The organism is Microbulbifer sp. CAU 1566, assembly GCF_023156515.1.
GTDB lineage: Bacteria > Pseudomonadota > Gammaproteobacteria > Pseudomonadales > Cellvibrionaceae > Microbulbifer.
This window is the reverse complement of the sequence record NZ_JALNMG010000002.1, coordinates 689,542-703,062: the sequence shown is the minus strand read 5'-3', so window position 1 is coordinate 703,062 and position 13,521 is coordinate 689,542. Positions and strand designations below refer to the sequence as shown.

Annotated in this window: 15 protein-coding genes; 6 read left to right on the top strand and 9 right to left on the bottom strand. The window is 58.8% G+C overall.

Features of this window, described 5'->3' with window-relative positions; translation table 11 throughout:
* Window positions 1-32 precede the first annotated feature (32 nt).
* Both M0G74_RS08200 and recQ read right to left on the bottom strand, forming a co-directional pair.
* A complete protein-coding gene (locus M0G74_RS08200; RefSeq protein WP_248216091.1) occupies window positions 33-1,439 on the bottom strand; it encodes a serine hydrolase in 1,407 nt (468 codons plus the stop codon).
* A 151-nt stretch (window positions 1,440-1,590) separates the two neighbouring features.
* Window positions 1,591-3,477, bottom strand: a complete 1,887-nt coding sequence (gene recQ / locus M0G74_RS08195; RefSeq protein ID WP_248216087.1) for a DNA helicase RecQ — start codon at window positions 3,475-3,477, stop codon at window positions 1,591-1,593.
* A 298-nt stretch (window positions 3,478-3,775) separates the two neighbouring features.
* On the opposite strand from recQ, the gene M0G74_RS08190 reads away from it, so the two are divergent.
* On the top strand, window positions 3,776-4,141 hold the full coding sequence (locus M0G74_RS08190; RefSeq protein WP_160153160.1) for a hypothetical protein: 366 nt from the start codon (window positions 3,776-3,778) through the stop codon (window positions 4,139-4,141).
* Window positions 4,142-4,232: 91 nt separating this feature from the next.
* Here the strand turns inward: M0G74_RS08190 and M0G74_RS08185 are convergent, their stop codons facing one another.
* Window positions 4,233-5,012 (bottom strand): glutaminyl-peptide cyclotransferase, encoded by a 780-nt coding sequence (locus M0G74_RS08185; protein WP_248216083.1) that lies wholly within the window; start codon window positions 5,010-5,012, stop codon window positions 4,233-4,235.
* A gap of 51 nt (window positions 5,013-5,063) precedes the next feature.
* Here M0G74_RS08185 and M0G74_RS08180 point away from each other — a divergent pair, with 51 nt between their 5' ends.
* Window positions 5,064-5,693, top strand: a complete 630-nt coding sequence (locus tag M0G74_RS08180; RefSeq protein WP_248216081.1) for a DUF502 domain-containing protein — start codon at window positions 5,064-5,066, stop codon at window positions 5,691-5,693.
* Between the two features lie 36 nt (window positions 5,694-5,729).
* Here M0G74_RS08180 and mnmC read toward each other — a convergent pair whose 3' ends face one another.
* The 4 genes from mnmC to M0G74_RS08160 all read right to left on the bottom strand — a co-directional run bounded on the left by mnmC (window position 5,730) and on the right by M0G74_RS08160 (window position 9,600).
* Window positions 5,730-7,862, bottom strand: a complete 2,133-nt coding sequence (mnmC, locus tag M0G74_RS08175; protein ID WP_248216077.1) for a bifunctional tRNA (5-methylaminomethyl-2-thiouridine)(34)-methyltransferase MnmD/FAD-dependent 5-carboxymethylaminomethyl-2-thiouridine(34) oxidoreductase MnmC — start codon at window positions 7,860-7,862, stop codon at window positions 5,730-5,732.
* Window positions 7,863-7,881: 19 nt separating this feature from the next.
* Entirely contained in the window at window positions 7,882-8,403 is a 522-nt protein-coding gene (gene fldB, locus M0G74_RS08170) for a flavodoxin FldB (protein ID WP_248216074.1), read from the bottom strand.
* 76 nt (window positions 8,404-8,479) lie between these two features.
* Complete coding sequence (gene trmL, locus M0G74_RS08165) at window positions 8,480-8,953, bottom strand: tRNA (uridine(34)/cytosine(34)/5-carboxymethylaminomethyluridine(34)-2'-O)-methyltransferase TrmL (RefSeq protein ID WP_248216071.1); 474 nt, start codon at window positions 8,951-8,953, stop codon at window positions 8,480-8,482.
* Between the two features lie 116 nt (window positions 8,954-9,069).
* Window positions 9,070-9,600, bottom strand: coding sequence for an ACT domain-containing protein (locus tag M0G74_RS08160; RefSeq protein WP_248216069.1), 531 nt, complete (start codon window positions 9,598-9,600; stop codon window positions 9,070-9,072).
* A gap of 232 nt (window positions 9,601-9,832) precedes the next feature.
* On the opposite strand from M0G74_RS08160, the gene M0G74_RS08155 reads away from it, so the two are divergent.
* The 3 genes from M0G74_RS08155 to M0G74_RS08145 all read left to right on the top strand — a co-directional run bounded on the left by M0G74_RS08155 (window position 9,833) and on the right by M0G74_RS08145 (window position 11,807).
* A complete protein-coding gene (locus tag M0G74_RS08155; protein ID WP_248216066.1) occupies window positions 9,833-10,639 on the top strand; it encodes a methyltransferase in 807 nt (268 codons plus the stop codon).
* Between the two features lie 269 nt (window positions 10,640-10,908).
* Window positions 10,909-11,151, top strand: a complete 243-nt coding sequence (locus M0G74_RS08150; RefSeq protein WP_248216064.1) for a YheU family protein — start codon at window positions 10,909-10,911, stop codon at window positions 11,149-11,151.
* Window positions 11,151-11,807, top strand: a complete 657-nt coding sequence (locus M0G74_RS08145) for an alpha/beta family hydrolase (protein WP_248216063.1) — start codon at window positions 11,151-11,153, stop codon at window positions 11,805-11,807. The genes M0G74_RS08150 and M0G74_RS08145 overlap by 1 nt, the downstream gene beginning before the upstream one ends.
* On the opposite strand, the gene M0G74_RS08140 is transcribed toward M0G74_RS08145, so the two are convergent.
* On the bottom strand, window positions 11,785-12,069 hold the full coding sequence (locus M0G74_RS08140; protein WP_248216060.1) for an antibiotic biosynthesis monooxygenase: 285 nt from the start codon (window positions 12,067-12,069) through the stop codon (window positions 11,785-11,787). The genes M0G74_RS08145 and M0G74_RS08140 overlap by 23 nt on opposite strands.
* Window positions 12,070-12,259: 190 nt before the next feature.
* On the opposite strand from M0G74_RS08140, the gene tusA reads away from it, so the two are divergent.
* The gene (tusA, locus tag M0G74_RS08135; protein WP_160153171.1) at window positions 12,260-12,493 is read left to right on the top strand and encodes a sulfurtransferase TusA; all 234 of its coding nucleotides are present in this window, start codon (window positions 12,260-12,262) and stop codon (window positions 12,491-12,493) included.
* Window positions 12,494-12,617: 124 nt separating this feature from the next.
* On the opposite strand, the gene M0G74_RS08130 is transcribed toward tusA, so the two are convergent.
* Entirely contained in the window at window positions 12,618-13,304 is a 687-nt protein-coding gene (locus tag M0G74_RS08130; RefSeq protein ID WP_160153172.1) for a hypothetical protein, read from the bottom strand.
* Window positions 13,305-13,521: the final 217 nt, after the last annotated feature.

Here is a 13,521-nt window from a genome sequence, read left to right as displayed (position 1 = left end):
CGCCGGTTCATTGCCCGACATTGCGGCGGCTTCTACAGCCCTGCAGACTGCGTCGCTGAATTTTTGCCTGGTATCAGCCGGGCAAAATTTTCTCCAGTAGGGTAATCGCCGGCGCTCCAGCCCAGGCGGACGACCACCGTAGCGGTGGAGGGTGAAATCATGACCGCCTGCTTGCGATTGCCCAGCATGAAGTAGCTGTCCTGCGGTAGTTCCGGGAAGCGCAGCTCGCCGGCCTCACCGTCGTCGTTGGGGCTGGTTCCGCTGTTCAACCAGAACTGGTAACCGTAGGCGGATTCATTTTGGCTCTGGTTGGGGCTGCTGGCCGCGGCCACCCAGGACTCCGCTATCAGTTGTTCTTCCCTCCAACGACCTTGATTCAGCATCAGCAAGCCGAGCCGTGCCCAGTCTCTGGCGGATGCGTATATGTAGGAGCTGCCCACGTAGACGCCGCTGGGGTCCACTTCAAAGGTGGTGTGGCGCATGCCAAGTGGAGTGAGCAGCTGCTGCTGCAGAAAATCCGCACTCGCCTGCGGCGAAGCGCCCAGCTGTTCGAACACCCAGCGGGCAAGCAGGTTGGTGGTGCCGGACGAATAGGAGAAATGATCGCCTGGCTGGTGTGCCAGTGGGCTTGTCATGGCCACGTCCGAGGCACTGTGTGCACTGAACAGCATTTGAGTGGCGTCACTGCCGGGTGCGTAAGTTTCGTCAAAATCCAGGCCGGAAGACATCTGCAGCAGGTTTTCCAGCGTTACCGCTGAGCGCTCTCCGGTCCATTGCGGAAACAATGGCTGTACCGGCTCAAGGTCGTGGATCGCCTGCAATCTTCCCACCATCATCGCGGTCAGGCTTTTGCCCATAGACCAGCCCAGCAGTGGCGTTTGCGCGTTGATGCCATCGGCATAGGACTCTGCAACCAGTTTCCCGTCCTGGACGACCAGCAGGGCGCGGGTCTGCAAGCCTGCACTATTGTCCTGCTGCAGAATTTCATCGAGTTGCTGTTGCAGCGAGGAATCGATATTTCCGGTGCTGTTGCCTTCTGGCCACTCAGCGCTCGATTCCGCCAATGGTTGAATGACTACCTGATCCAGCGCCTTGGTATTGCCGATGTCCAGGGTGCAGCCGAGTCCGGGGCGGAAAGTGGCCCTGGTTTTACCCATGCCAAGCAGGGTGGCGGTGACCTGCTTGCGCGTTTCATCGTACTGCAGATCCAGCAGCCGATTGGCGGGTGAGTAAGAGGCCAGGTCTTCCAGGTTTGTGGCTGCGTCGAAGCCGGAAACAAAATGTCCGGAGCACGCCAGCTTGGCACCCATACCGGTGGCGACGCGCACGGCATTTCCCAGTTGGGTGATCGAGAAACCCAGTATGGTCGGGGCAAGAAGGGCCAGAATCAGCAGCAGGCCGGCGAGGCCTGCGGACAGCGTCAGTATTATTTTTTTCATCGGTGGCGCATCGGAAGCGATTGGTGTGTCGATTCTAGCAATGGCCTCTCCGGTCCCGGGAGGTTATCGGCGGCCATTCTTTTGGCGAGAGACAAGAGATCGAGGCTGGGGGCAGAAACAGGTGGTATGGCCAGCGCGCAGCAGGGTCGGCTCAGTCGAGTTCACTGTACTCTGCTGCTGCAGCTGAAGCGTCCTCGCTGGCGGAAAACTCCTGAAGTAATGCCAGGAAGGGCTCGCCGAAGCGCGCCAGCTTGCTGTCGCCAATACCGGAGATGGCCAGCATCTCTTCCGGGTTGCGCGGGCGGGCACTGAGCATTTCCCGCAGAGTGGCGTCGTGAAAGACCACATAGGGTGGTACTCCGCGCTCTTCCGCGAGAGTCTTTCGCAGGCCGCGCAGGGCTTCCCACAGGGGCTGATCTTCTGGGGTTATCTCGTGGTTGGCGCGCGTGCTGCGTTCGTTCGAACCTGAGGAGCGGGTCGGTGTTTTTGGCAGGGTGCGCAGCTGTACCCCGTCTTCCCCGCGCAACACCGGTCGGCAGAGTTCTGTCAGTTGCAGGGCGTTAAAGGCTTCAGCATTTACCCGCAGGTAACCACGCACGACCAGCTGTCGGGTAACAGCGCGCCATTCATTGGCACTGAAATCGCTACCGATACCGTAGGTGGAAACCTGCTGGTGGTTGAACTGGCGCACTTTTTCCGTATCGGCACCCCGCAACACATCGATTACATGGGCCGCACCGAAGCGCTGGCCAGTGCGATAGATACAGGACATCAGCTTGCGGGCTGCTTCGCTGGCATCCCAGGTCACGGGAGGCTCCAGGCAGGTGTCGCAATTGCCACAGTCGGCGGTCAGTTCTTCATTGAAGTAGCGCAGCAGTGCACGGCGTCGGCAGCTGGTTATTTCGCACAGACCCAGCATGGCGTCGAGCCGTTGCCGCTCCTGCCGTTTGTGCTCTTCGCTGCCTTCCGAGGTGGCCGCCATTTGGCTGAGTTTGACCACGTCTTCCAGCCCGTACAGCAACAGCGCAGTCGCCGCTTCGCCATCGCGGCCAGCGCGTCCGGTCTCCTGGTAATAGGCCTCGACGCTTTTGGGCAGGTCCAGGTGCGCAACAAAGCGCACATCGGGTTTGTCGATACCCATGCCGAAGGCAATGGTAGCGACCATGACGACGCCGTCTTCCCGCAGGAATCGGCGCTGGTGATCGGCGCGCACGGTTGCGGAAAGGCCTGCATGGTAAGGGAGGGCGTTAAAACCTTGTTGCTGCAGCCAGGTGGCAGTGGACTCTACCTTGCTGCGGGACAGGCAGTAGATGACGCCCGCATTACCCGTCTGTTCCGTATTCAGAAACTGCAACAGCTGGCGCTTGGGGTTGTTCTTGGGCGCTATGCGGTACTGGATATTGGGGCGATCGAAGCTGCTGACAAAGTGGCGTGCACTCTCCAGATCCAGGCGTTGGGCAATTTCCTGGCGGGTGCGCTGATCCGCAGTCGCAGTGAGGGCCACCCGTGGCACCCGGGGGAAGCGCTGGTGCAGGCAGGAGAGCTGCAGGTAGTCTGCGCGAAAATCGTGCCCCCACTGGCTGACACAGTGGGCTTCGTCGATGGCAAACAGGGCGATATCCGCCTGGGCCAGCAAATCCAGGGTGCGCGGCTGTAACAGTCGTTCCGGCGCCAGATACAGCAGCTCCAGATCCCCCTGCAACAGGCGCCGTTCTATATCCTGGGCCTCGGCGTAGTCCAGAGAGGAATTCAGGAAGGCCGCGGATACGCCAGCGGCCCTCAGGGCTTCCACCTGGTCCTGCATCAGGGCAATCAGTGGCGAGATGACAATGCCGCATCCCGGTCGGGCCAGCGCCGGGATCTGGTAACACAGGGACTTGCCGCCGCCCGTGGGCATCAGCACCAGCGCATCTTGGCCACTGACCAGTGTCTCAATAATGTCTTGCTGGTCACCGCGAAATTCGGTGTAGCCAAAGGTGTGTTCGAGAATGTAGTGGGGGCTGCCGGCAGCGGCCGGACTGGAGGTTGGCTGTGTCATGGGCGGCAGTATACCCCCGGGGTGGGGGTTGCGGCGAACTGGTACCAGCGGTCGCGTGGCGTAAAAGGGCAGTAATTGTTGGCGGTTATAATCACTCGATTGGCGCCGGTTGCCTCGCTATGTCGTGAGGTTGTTCTATAATCCCTCCACCGCAGACATAGACAGGGATAAAGCTATGCGCGCAATGACAACGAAGTCACCTCAGGCCGCCGCTACTCGGGTATCTGGCGTCCTGCTTATCGCTATGAGTCTGGTCCTGGGGATGCTCTCGGGTTGTTCGACCCAGGCTCCCAGTGCCGTGAATCCTCGAAATCTCGCCCAGTCCGCGGTTGCGGATACTCATCTGGGCTGGAAGCCCGCGCCGGCCAATCAGCTCAATTATTCCCTCGCTACCTCTACCGGCATTGCCCGTATGGAAGTGCGGGAGTTACCGCTGGATCTGGAGGCGGTGACCATTGAGTTGCCGGGGATGCGGAATGTCGAGGGTGTGCAGTGGCGCGCCGCCAGCGGCGAACACGCGATGCTGTTTGATGGTGCCGAGGGGATGGACGGTGTGACCGTCGAGCGCCAGCAGCGGGGCTACCGGCTGCAGGTACAGGGTCCCGCCCTGGAGTCCATGCGCAGCGGCGGCCTGCTGACGGTGATTGACTATTACCGAAATTAGCTATCGAAATTAGATACCGAAATTAGCGATCGAAATTAGCGATCGAAATTAGCGGTTGTCACTCCCGGCCTGCCTTGAAACTGACCCCTGATCAGAACCCCAGCCCCGCAGGGCGGATCAGGTAAAGGTTGGGCCAGTACTTACCCGTTACCCAGAGCCCGTTGCGGGCCTGATCCCAGGCGATGCCGTTGGCCACGGCATCCACATTCCACTGCTGTTCTTTCAGGCTGTCCCGCTGCAGCTCCTGCAGATTCAATACGCCTTTCACCACCCCCGTTTGCGGGTCGATGGCGATCACGCGCGGATCCTGCCAGATATTGGCCCAGACCAGTCCGTGTACATATTCCAGTTCATTCAACCTCGACCAGCGCTCCCCGCCACCGGTGACCGCCAGGGTGCGGGTTACGGCAAATGTTTCCGGGTCCCGAAATGTCAGCTGGTCGCTGCCATTGCTCATGATCAGTTGTTCGCCATCGCTGGTCAGTCCCCAGCCTTCGCCGCGGTAGCCCAGGACTTTTTCCTGGCTCAGGCTCTTGCGGTCGTACACCTGCACCTCTCCTGCACGGTAGGTAAGCAGATACAGCTTATCCCCGAAAACTGCGAGCCCCTCCGCAAAGCGGTTGCCCGCCAGCCACTTGCGTCTTACGGGATTGGCACTGGGGTCGGTATACTCCGCCAGCCAGGAGCGGCCGTAGAGCCCGCTGCTTTCCAGCCAGCGCTTGCCGTCGTAGTAGAGCCCCTGGGTAAAGTGATCTGCCGGCCGGGGTTTGCGCTCCAGCAGCTCGTACTTCAGCGTTTCTGTGGCCAGGGCACTCTGGGAGATGGCGATCAGAATCAAATGGTTCAGTAAAACGGTGATGGCAGATTTCATTGTCTGTCCAGGTTTGCCCAATTCAGTTTTTCAGTTCAGTACCGATAGTTTATGACCAGAATAAAAACATTTGTCACCCTGACCCTGCTCGGTGGACTGGCGGTGGTGTTGCCCATTGCCATTTTCATCATGCTGTTCCAGTGGCTGTTTGGCCAGATCAGCGAACTGGTGGCACCTGCCACCGAGTGGATGCAGACACATACGGAGTTCAAGGATAACTTTGCGCGCCAGATCGTCATAGCGCTGATCCTGGGGCTCTGCTTCCTGATCGGTCTGCTGGTCAAAACCAGTGTGGGGCGCTGGGCGCACCGGCACCTGGATTTCTGGCTGGGCAAGCTGGCGCCGGGCTATAACACCATCAAGGATCTGGTGCTGCAATTTATTGGCGGTGGCGGCGGAGAAGGGGTGCTGTCGGGGCCGGTTGCGCGGGCGCGTATCCACGGTGCGGATAACCCCCTGGCGGTCACCGCGATTGTCACCTCACAGCATGCCAATGGCGATTACACGGTGTATGTGCCTACGGCACCGGTACCGACTTCCGGGTTTGTCTATCACCTGCCGCCGGAGTGCGTGGAAATTTTGCCCCACGTCACTGTGGAGGCGGCAATGAAATCGATTGTTGCCTGCGGTTCCGGTAGCGGTACTCTGCTCAATCCGCCCGAGCCGGCGCTGGACAAATAACCTGGAGCCGGCACTGCGACGTTTCGCGGTGCTGGCCTAGATGTCCCGGTTTTTTCCCAGTGCCCGGATTGCAAAGCGCGTCGGGTGCAGGGCTTTCACCAGATCTTCCGACACTGGCATCACTTCGCCGCCGATCCAGGCGGCCACCAGTTCCGCCGCCAGCGGCGCATAGGTAAATCCTCTTGATCCCAGTCCCGCCAGTACAAACAGCCCGTTCTGGTAGGGGGTACGGCGGTCGATCAGCTGCTTGCGGTTTTTGCGCAGGGCACCGTAGGAATTTTCCAGCTGTGCCCAGTCTGCGACCGGACCGGCCATGGGCAGGTAGTCGGGGGTGGCGGCCCGCAGGGCGGCGCGGCCGGCAAGCTCCTGCTCGGCAAACGATCGGGCCACTTCAGGCAGCAGTGTGGCCAGGGTGTCGAGGTTTTCCTGGTGCTCTTCTCGACGAATTTCGGTACTGGTCTGCTTCAATTTGAAGCTGGCACCGAAACTGTGTTGTGTGTTTTCGGCAGTCGATGTAGAGCGGGCGGGTGCAATATAACCTTCGCCACACAGGGCAATCTTCAGCGGTGAAGATTCCTCTGTGGCATGTGCAAAAGACACCTGGCCGCGGATTGGCTGCAGGGGCAGGGGTTTTGTTTGCGTAAATTCGCGGTTGAAGTTGGCCGTGCAGAGAACCAGGGCATCAAAAGTCTGGCGCTGTGTCGCACCGCCTGCATCCAGGGTATCCAGCTGCCAGCCTCCTGCCGTTTCTGTCGGGTTGGCTACACGGGTCGCAAAGTGCAGCTGAATGTTCCGATGGGCTAGCAGGCTGCTGCAAACCTGTTTTGGCTCCAGCCACCCGGCTTGGGGGAAATAGAGTCCCGGACTGGTAAGAGAGACGCCCGCCAGCTCCGATGCCTGCTGGCAACTGACTGGCCGGGCTAGCTCAGCGTCGGAGCCCAACCTGAGCTGGTCTACGATCTGCTGCTGCAGTTGCTGCTCTTTTTCCGTCTGCGCGAGCTGTAATAGTCCATCGAAATGTACTGCCTGCGGGCAGAACATGGGGTAAAAGCGCTGGGCAAACTGCAGTGCCAGCAGGTTGAAATCGCCATTGGGGCCGGGCTTGGGGGAGAGCTTCGCGTAGAGAATCCCCTGGTCATTGCCAGAGGCACCGCTGCCGGGTTCCGCTCCCTGTTCAAATACGGTGACCTTGAAGTTGCGTTCCGCCAGTACTCGCGCCACGCAGGCACCGGCGATACCGGCACCCACCACGGCGATGGTTTCCGGTTTTGTGTGGCCGCTTTCCGGCAAGTGCCAGGGGGTTGCCGAATACACCGACTTTCTTTCTGTGGCCTGCTGCTCCTGTAACTCTGGTCGCTCTGGTAAATCCGGTAGCTCTGATAACTCCGCTAACTCTGGTAAGTCCGTTAAATAGTCCCCCCGCAACATTTCCCGCTTGCGACCAAAGCCGGGTACTTTTTGCAGGGCAAAGCCTACACGCTTGAGTCCACGTTTGACGATGCCCGCGCAAGTGAAGGTTGCGAAAGTGGCTCCGGGTGCGCTAAGGAGCGCGATGGAGCGGAACAGGTCGTCACTCCACATCTCCGGATTTTTCGAGGGCGCGAAGCCATCCAGAAACCAGGCGTTGACCAGGCCATCTCTTTGCGGGTCGTCCAGTAACAGGCTTTGGAAGCCTGCGCTGGCCTCATCGATGACCAGGGTCAGATGCACCCGGCCATTGAACGTCAGCCGGTGAACCCCCTTCGCCAGGTAGTGCGGGTATTGCTCGATCAGCTGCTCGCTGAGTGCTGCGAGCTCTGGCCAGAGAGCCAGGGCCCGAACGAGGTCCGATCGGCGCAATGGGTACTTTTCCACCGTGACAAAATGCAGTTGCGCAGAAGGGGGAGCCACGGCCGCCCAGAGCTGCCAGGCGGCGAGAAAATTCAGCCCGGTACCGAAGCCGGTTTCACCGATGGTAAATGTCGCATTGCGGTCGAGCCCCGACCAGCGCTCACGCAATTGGTTCTGGGCCAGGAATACGTGGCGTGTTTCCTCGAGGCCGGAAGCGGTGGAAAAGTAGATGTCATCGAAGGCGGTGGAGACCGGTTGCCCGTCTTCCCGCCATTCGATGCTGGCGTGCTGGTTTATTGGGTTGCCGGGTTGATCGGCGTTGCCGCTTTTTTCAGACATGGCTCAACGCTGCCGGCGGTTACTGAAAGCCGAACTCGCGCATGATCTGGGTGCACCATTGATCAATGCGTTCGTCACTGCGGTCAAATTCATTCTCTTCGTCCAGCGCGAGGCCGACGAATTGAGTATTGTCCGGGGTCAGCCCCTTGGACTCCTCGAACTGGTAGCCTTCGACTGGCCAGTAGCCCACGGCCCTGGCGCCGATGGCGACGACCTGGGCGTGCAGGTACCCAAGGGCATCCTGGTACCACTGGGGGTAGCCTTCCTGATCGCCCAGACCATACAGGGCGACGGTCTTTCCGCTCAGGTCCAGGGTAGCGAGCTGGTCCCAGCAGTTTTCCCAATCTTCCTGCAGCTCGCCATAGTCCCAGGTGGGAATACCGAGAATCAGAAAATCGTATTCCTGCATCAGGGCAACGTCATCGTCCGCTACGTTGTGCAGGTCAATCCACTCCTCACCGATGCGATCGCGGATTTTTTCCGCTGCCATTTCGGTGTAACAGGTGCTGGAGCCGTAAAAAAGTCCGATGGGTGCGCGCATAAATTCTTGAGAGTCGGTTCAGTGTTGAGCTGGAAAGCAGAATTTGAAAATTGAGCCTGGAATCTGCCCCAAGCCGTCAATTCGAGCCCAGAGCATTGACGTAGCCGAGCTGGCGCCAGGCCTCGTAAATAACAATGGCCGCCGCGTTAGAGAGATTGATGCTGCGGCTGTTGGCGCACATGGGGATGCGCAGTGTGTTTTCCGGGCCGGTTGCTGCCAGGAAGTCTGCCGGAAGGCCGCGGGTCTCGGGGCCGAAGACGATGGCGTCGCCCGATTGGAATTCGATATCGGAGTGGGCGCGCCTGCCTTTGGTGGACAGGGCCAGCACCCGCTCGGGTTGCTCTGCCTCGACAAATGCATCCCAATCCCGGTGGCGCACCACGCGGCTGTACTCGGCGTAGTCGAGTCCCGCTCGGCGCAACCGCTTATCCTCCATGGTAAACCCCAGGGGTTCGATCAGATGCAGCTCAGCGCCGGTATTGGCACACAGGCGAATGATATTGCCGGTATTGGGGGCAATTTCCGGTTGGTAGAGCACAATCTTGAACATGATCAGGTTTGTTTGCGTGTCGAATGAGTGATCCGGGTTTATCGCCCGGGAGTGGGCTGGGCCGGAAAGGCGGCCCGGATCAGAAATTGACCAGCTGGGCCGCAAATGGCGGGGGATTATAGCGCGGAGGAGGTTTCTTCGCAGTCGATCTCGACCCCCAGTTCGTCGGCGATTTCATCCAGCTCATCGTAGAGGCCGTCGATGCTGACATCTTCCGCCACACTGATGGTGCACTCGGCGGTAAACAGCGGTTCGCCGCTCCAGGGGGTGCTGCCGTAGCGGGTATCCAGGGACTCCATGTTGATCCGGCGCGCGGCGAGGGCGCGGGAGATTTCCTTGACGATACCCGGGCGATCATTCCCCACCAGTTTCAGCTGCAGGGTCTGGCGACTGTCGGAGGCCACGGCGAGGGCGTCTTCGATTTGCAGTTTGAAGTCATCGCCCGCGAGATTCTTCAGTGCGCCCTTGAGTCGCTCACAGTCGTCTGCGGATACGCTGACCCGCAGTATGCCGGCAAACTTGCCCGCGAAGTGGGCCATGCGGCTGTCTTCCCAGTTGCCGCCGTTTTCTGCCACGGCGGCGGAGAGCATTTCCACCACGCCGGGTTTGTCGTCGCTGATGATGGAGATGACGAGGTGTTGCTGCATGAGGGCTTCCTTGTTGGCTCTGCTGGTTCAATCTGCTGAATTGTAGCCAGTGAGGCCCCGGGTGAGCAAAATTCTGCGGTCGGCTGATAGAAGGTCAAGGGCCTGCGGGCGCTGTGGCCTGATGGCGATATGACACAAGGTTCAAATTCCGGGATGAGTGACCTTTACAGGGTGATTTTGGCAGTGTTGAATCGGTGGTCGAAGGAAAATAAATCCAACAGGAGAAAGCTTCATGAAATTTGTTCACTGGCTGGCCGGTATGGCCTGTGCGGTATCGCTGGCGGGAGCGGCGCATGCCGATTCGCTCAAGGACGCTATCAAAGGGGATCATCGCACTCCCGCATACGCGGCGCGGGATCAGTACCGCCACCCGGAGGAGACCCTGAACTTTTTCCAGGTGAAACCGACGATGACGGTTGTGGAAATCTGGCCGGGTGGTGGCTGGTACAGTGAAATTCTGGCGCCGATGTTGAAAGGCAAGGGCACTTTGTATGCTGCCCACTTCCCTGCGGCAACAGAGGTGGGCTACTTCAAGCGCTCGCGCGAGTCTTTTGAGAAGCTGCTGGCGGAAGAGAAAGACGTTTACGGGGCAGTGAAACTGACCGAATTTGCACCGGGTGGCGACAGTGAGATTGCGCCTGCCGGTTCTGCGGATGCGGTGCTGACGTTCCGCAATGTGCACAATTGGATGGGCGGCAATAACGAGCAGGCTGCATTCAATACGTTTTTCAAGGCGTTGAAGCCGGGTGGTGTTTTGGGTGTGGTGGAGCACCGCGCGAAACCAGGAACCAGCCGCGAGGAGATGGGTAAGAGCGGTTATGTTACTCAGGATTATGTGATCGAGCTGGCGAAGAATGCGGGCTTTGTGCTGGAGGAGTCCAGTGAGATCAATGCGAACCCGAAGGATACTGCCAAGCACCCGAAAGGGGTGTGGACGTTGCCGCCTTCGCTGCGCCTGGGAGATGAAGACAAGGAAAAGTATCAGGCCATTGGTGAGAGCGACCGTATGACCTTGCGGTTCCGTAAGCCCAAGTCCTGATATCCCTGGTCTTGTGAAGAAAGGAAATGCCCCGGAAGCCCCGGGGCATTTTTATTTTGGGGCTCAGGTTACAATGCGCTGGCAAAGTTCAGGGGCGACCGGGCACCGGGTATCCGTTTTCGAAACCGCTGTGAATACGTCCATGTACGCTGCGTCGGCGACATCCCTGTCGCCGACGCTTTCGAAAACGGATCCCCGCCACCCGATCTTCGATTTTCCACCTGTACTTCGTTAGCCTTACTAATTCTGCTGTTTAAGTGAGATAGCCAGTGATCATTCCCCATAGCCAGTTAGCGCCGGAAACCCTGCAAAGTCTTCTCGAAGAATATGCCACCCGCGACGGCACCGATTACGGTGAACGGGAAGTGAGCCTTACGGACAAGGTGGCCAGTCTGCGGCGCCAGCTGGAGAACAAGACCGTTGTTATTTGGTTTGAGCCGGGGGAGGAGTCGGTGAACCTGGTATTGGCCGAGGATATTTCCAAAGATCTTTCCGGCGAGGGAGGGGACTGATGTCCATTCCGGACGGTTGGTTGCTGGATAAACCGGATCTGGAGCCAAGTAGCTGGTTTCTGTTCGCCCATGGTGCCGGGGCGCCTATGGATAGTGATTTTATGCAGTCACTTACAGGGATGCTGGTGGCGCAGGGGGTGGGGGTGCTGCGGTTTGAGTTTCCGTATATGGCGGAGCGGCGCTTGACTGGTGGGCGCAGGCCGCCGAACAAGATGGATGTCTTGTTGGCGTCCTTTCAGGGGCAGATTGATCTGGCCTGTGATGTGTTGCAGCCGCGCGCGCTGTTTATTGGCGGCAAGTCCATGGGTGGGCGTGTGGCGAGTATGCTGGCACAGGCGAATTTTGAATCCGGGAAGGTGGCGGGGGCCGTTTGTTTGGGGTATCCGTTCCACCCTCCGGGCAAACCGGAAAAGCTGCGTACCGAGCACTTGGCCGGACTTAGCTGTCCGACCCTGGTCGTACAGGGTACCCGAGACAAGCTGGGGGATCGCGAGGAGGTTGCCGGATATGCGCTTTCTCCGGCAATTGACTGCCATTGGCTGCAAGATGGCGACCACGATTTCAAGCCGCGCAAGGCCAGCGGTTTCTCTCAGCAGCAACATTGGCAATCGGCGGCTGACCGGACAGTTGCATTTATGCTTGCTCGAGAATCGTGATGCGCTCCTCGTGAGCGAGCATAGGGGCCAGTTGGGTCATCTGCTCCCTGCGTTCTTCGCTGTCGTACCACTGCTGCCAGTGCAGGACGGATTTCCATTTGGAGAGGGTGAAGCGGCGCAGGGGGTTGTCCAGTTCGGTGTAGGTATGGCCGTCGACAAAACCGGTGGTGTGGTAGGCATTGGTTAGCAGCTTGCGGGCTGCTTCTTCGTAGGTGGATTCCAGGTCTTCGGCGATTTCCCGCTCAATCAATACGTAAATCATTACAGCATGCGCACTCTATGGCTGGTGGTTTCAATGTTTGCAGTTTAGCCTTTTCCGGTAGCGGCCGGTTGCCCCGCTGGCATTTAACCGGGCTGGGCATAGGTCGGGCTAAGATCGGGGCTGATCGCCGCGGCGGGCCTGGTCAGCCTTTTCTGGTGACGTATCCGGTTAAATCCCCGACAATAGTGCCATGAATTCACAACATACCCTTGATGCCCGCGGCCTGCTGTGCCCGGAACCCGTTATGATGCTTCACGCTGCGGTGCGCAAAGTCGCCGCGGGGGAAGTGTTGCAGATGTTTGCCACTGACCCGTCCACTCAGCGGGATGTGCCCAAATTCTGCCAGTTTCTCGGTTACGAGCTGGTGAAGCATGCGGAAGAGAATGACGAGTTTATTTACTGGATCAGGAAAGCCGATTCCTGAGGTCAGGAACGTTGACCATCAAATCAACTTTCACTAGAGACCGCTTTGATTCAATACAGCTTTGATTCAATACAACAAGGGCGACCACTGGTCGCCCTTGTTCTGTTTGGAGTGAAGGAGTAGGTCAGGGCGAAGTGACAAGCGCCGCGATCGCTGCGAGGGCCTCGGGATCCTCGGATTTGATCTTGTTGGCGATGTGGTGTTGGAAGAAATAACGGAAACACTCGGATTCCTGCGCCGGGTAAAGACAGTCATCCCCGGGAAGCACCGGCGTGGTCTCCACACTGTCGTGATCAATCAGCATGCCGTGGATCTCTCCGCTGGCAAATAGACGCCAGCTCACGACTTCGGTAAGAGTCAGGTTCTCCTTGTCCGCGTCCATAAATACCGCGTGGGTACCGATGGTGTCGGGGATCTCCTGGACAACCTCATCCGCCTGATTGCTTTCAAACTCGAAGTATTCTGCCGCAGTCTCCAGCTCGACGATTTTATGGATGGGAGGCTCGTGGAAAATTTCCTCGATGCCCGGGTCGTAGTAGCCTTCAAACCTTCCGTCCAGGGGGTCCTGGATGTCTGGGCAGGCCGTGATGGAGTTTAACCAGGGAACCAGTCCGACAATCTCACCGTTGGCGCGAAGCCCCCAGCAAAGGATTTTCAGGCTGTAGAGATCTGTTCCGCTGGAATTGTTGGAGTAGAGCATTTCCAAGCCATCTAGCTCCGGAGACAGGCGGATAAACCGCAGGTTCTCAGAAGTTTCGATCGGCTTGCCGGTGAAGAGGTCAACCACGTTGTTGGTTCTGTGGTCGGTCATAGCGCACCTCCTTGCAGGGCCGGTAGTAGGGCGGGAAGGTCTTGTACTACTTATGAGATGCAACCGGCGTAGAGATACCGTGCGAAGGCCGGGCGGCCAATCGCCGAAATCCAGACTCCGGGAGCAACTTTTTTGCCCCCCTGGGAAGCCGGTACCGCAACCGAAAACAACCACTCAAAGCTCTCGGGATGATGGCGCTGAGCGGCAGCAGGTTTCC

Bases quoted from the DNA above. Each gene is read 5' to 3' on its own strand.
- M0G74_RS08200 (WP_248216091.1), bottom strand. From the start codon at position 1,439: ATGAAAAAAATAATACTGACGCTGTCCGCAGGCCTCGCCGGCCTGCTG.
- recQ (WP_248216087.1), bottom strand. From the start codon at position 3,477: ATGACACAGCCAACCTCCAGTCCGGCCGCTGCCGGCAGCCCCCACTAC.
- M0G74_RS08185 (WP_248216083.1), bottom strand. From the start codon at position 5,012: ATGAAATCTGCCATCACCGTTTTACTGAACCATTTGATTCTGATCGCC.
- M0G74_RS08180 (WP_248216081.1), top strand. From the start codon at position 5,064: ATGACCAGAATAAAAACATTTGTCACCCTGACCCTGCTCGGTGGACTG.
- mnmC (WP_248216077.1), bottom strand. From the start codon at position 7,862: ATGTCTGAAAAAAGCGGCAACGCCGATCAACCCGGCAACCCAATAAAC.
- fldB (WP_248216074.1), bottom strand. From the start codon at position 8,403: ATGCGCGCACCCATCGGACTTTTTTACGGCTCCAGCACCTGTTACACC.
- trmL (WP_248216071.1), bottom strand. From the start codon at position 8,953: ATGTTCAAGATTGTGCTCTACCAACCGGAAATTGCCCCCAATACCGGC.
- M0G74_RS08160 (WP_248216069.1), bottom strand. From the start codon at position 9,600: ATGCAGCAACACCTCGTCATCTCCATCATCAGCGACGACAAACCCGGC.
- M0G74_RS08155 (WP_248216066.1), top strand. From the start codon at position 9,833: ATGAAATTTGTTCACTGGCTGGCCGGTATGGCCTGTGCGGTATCGCTG.
- M0G74_RS08145 (WP_248216063.1), top strand. From the start codon at position 11,151: ATGTCCATTCCGGACGGTTGGTTGCTGGATAAACCGGATCTGGAGCCA.
- M0G74_RS08140 (WP_248216060.1), bottom strand. From the start codon at position 12,069: ATGATTTACGTATTGATTGAGCGGGAAATCGCCGAAGACCTGGAATCC.
- tusA (WP_160153171.1), top strand. From the start codon at position 12,260: ATGAATTCACAACATACCCTTGATGCCCGCGGCCTGCTGTGCCCGGAA.
- M0G74_RS08130 (WP_160153172.1), bottom strand. From the start codon at position 13,304: ATGACCGACCACAGAACCAACAACGTGGTTGACCTCTTCACCGGCAAG.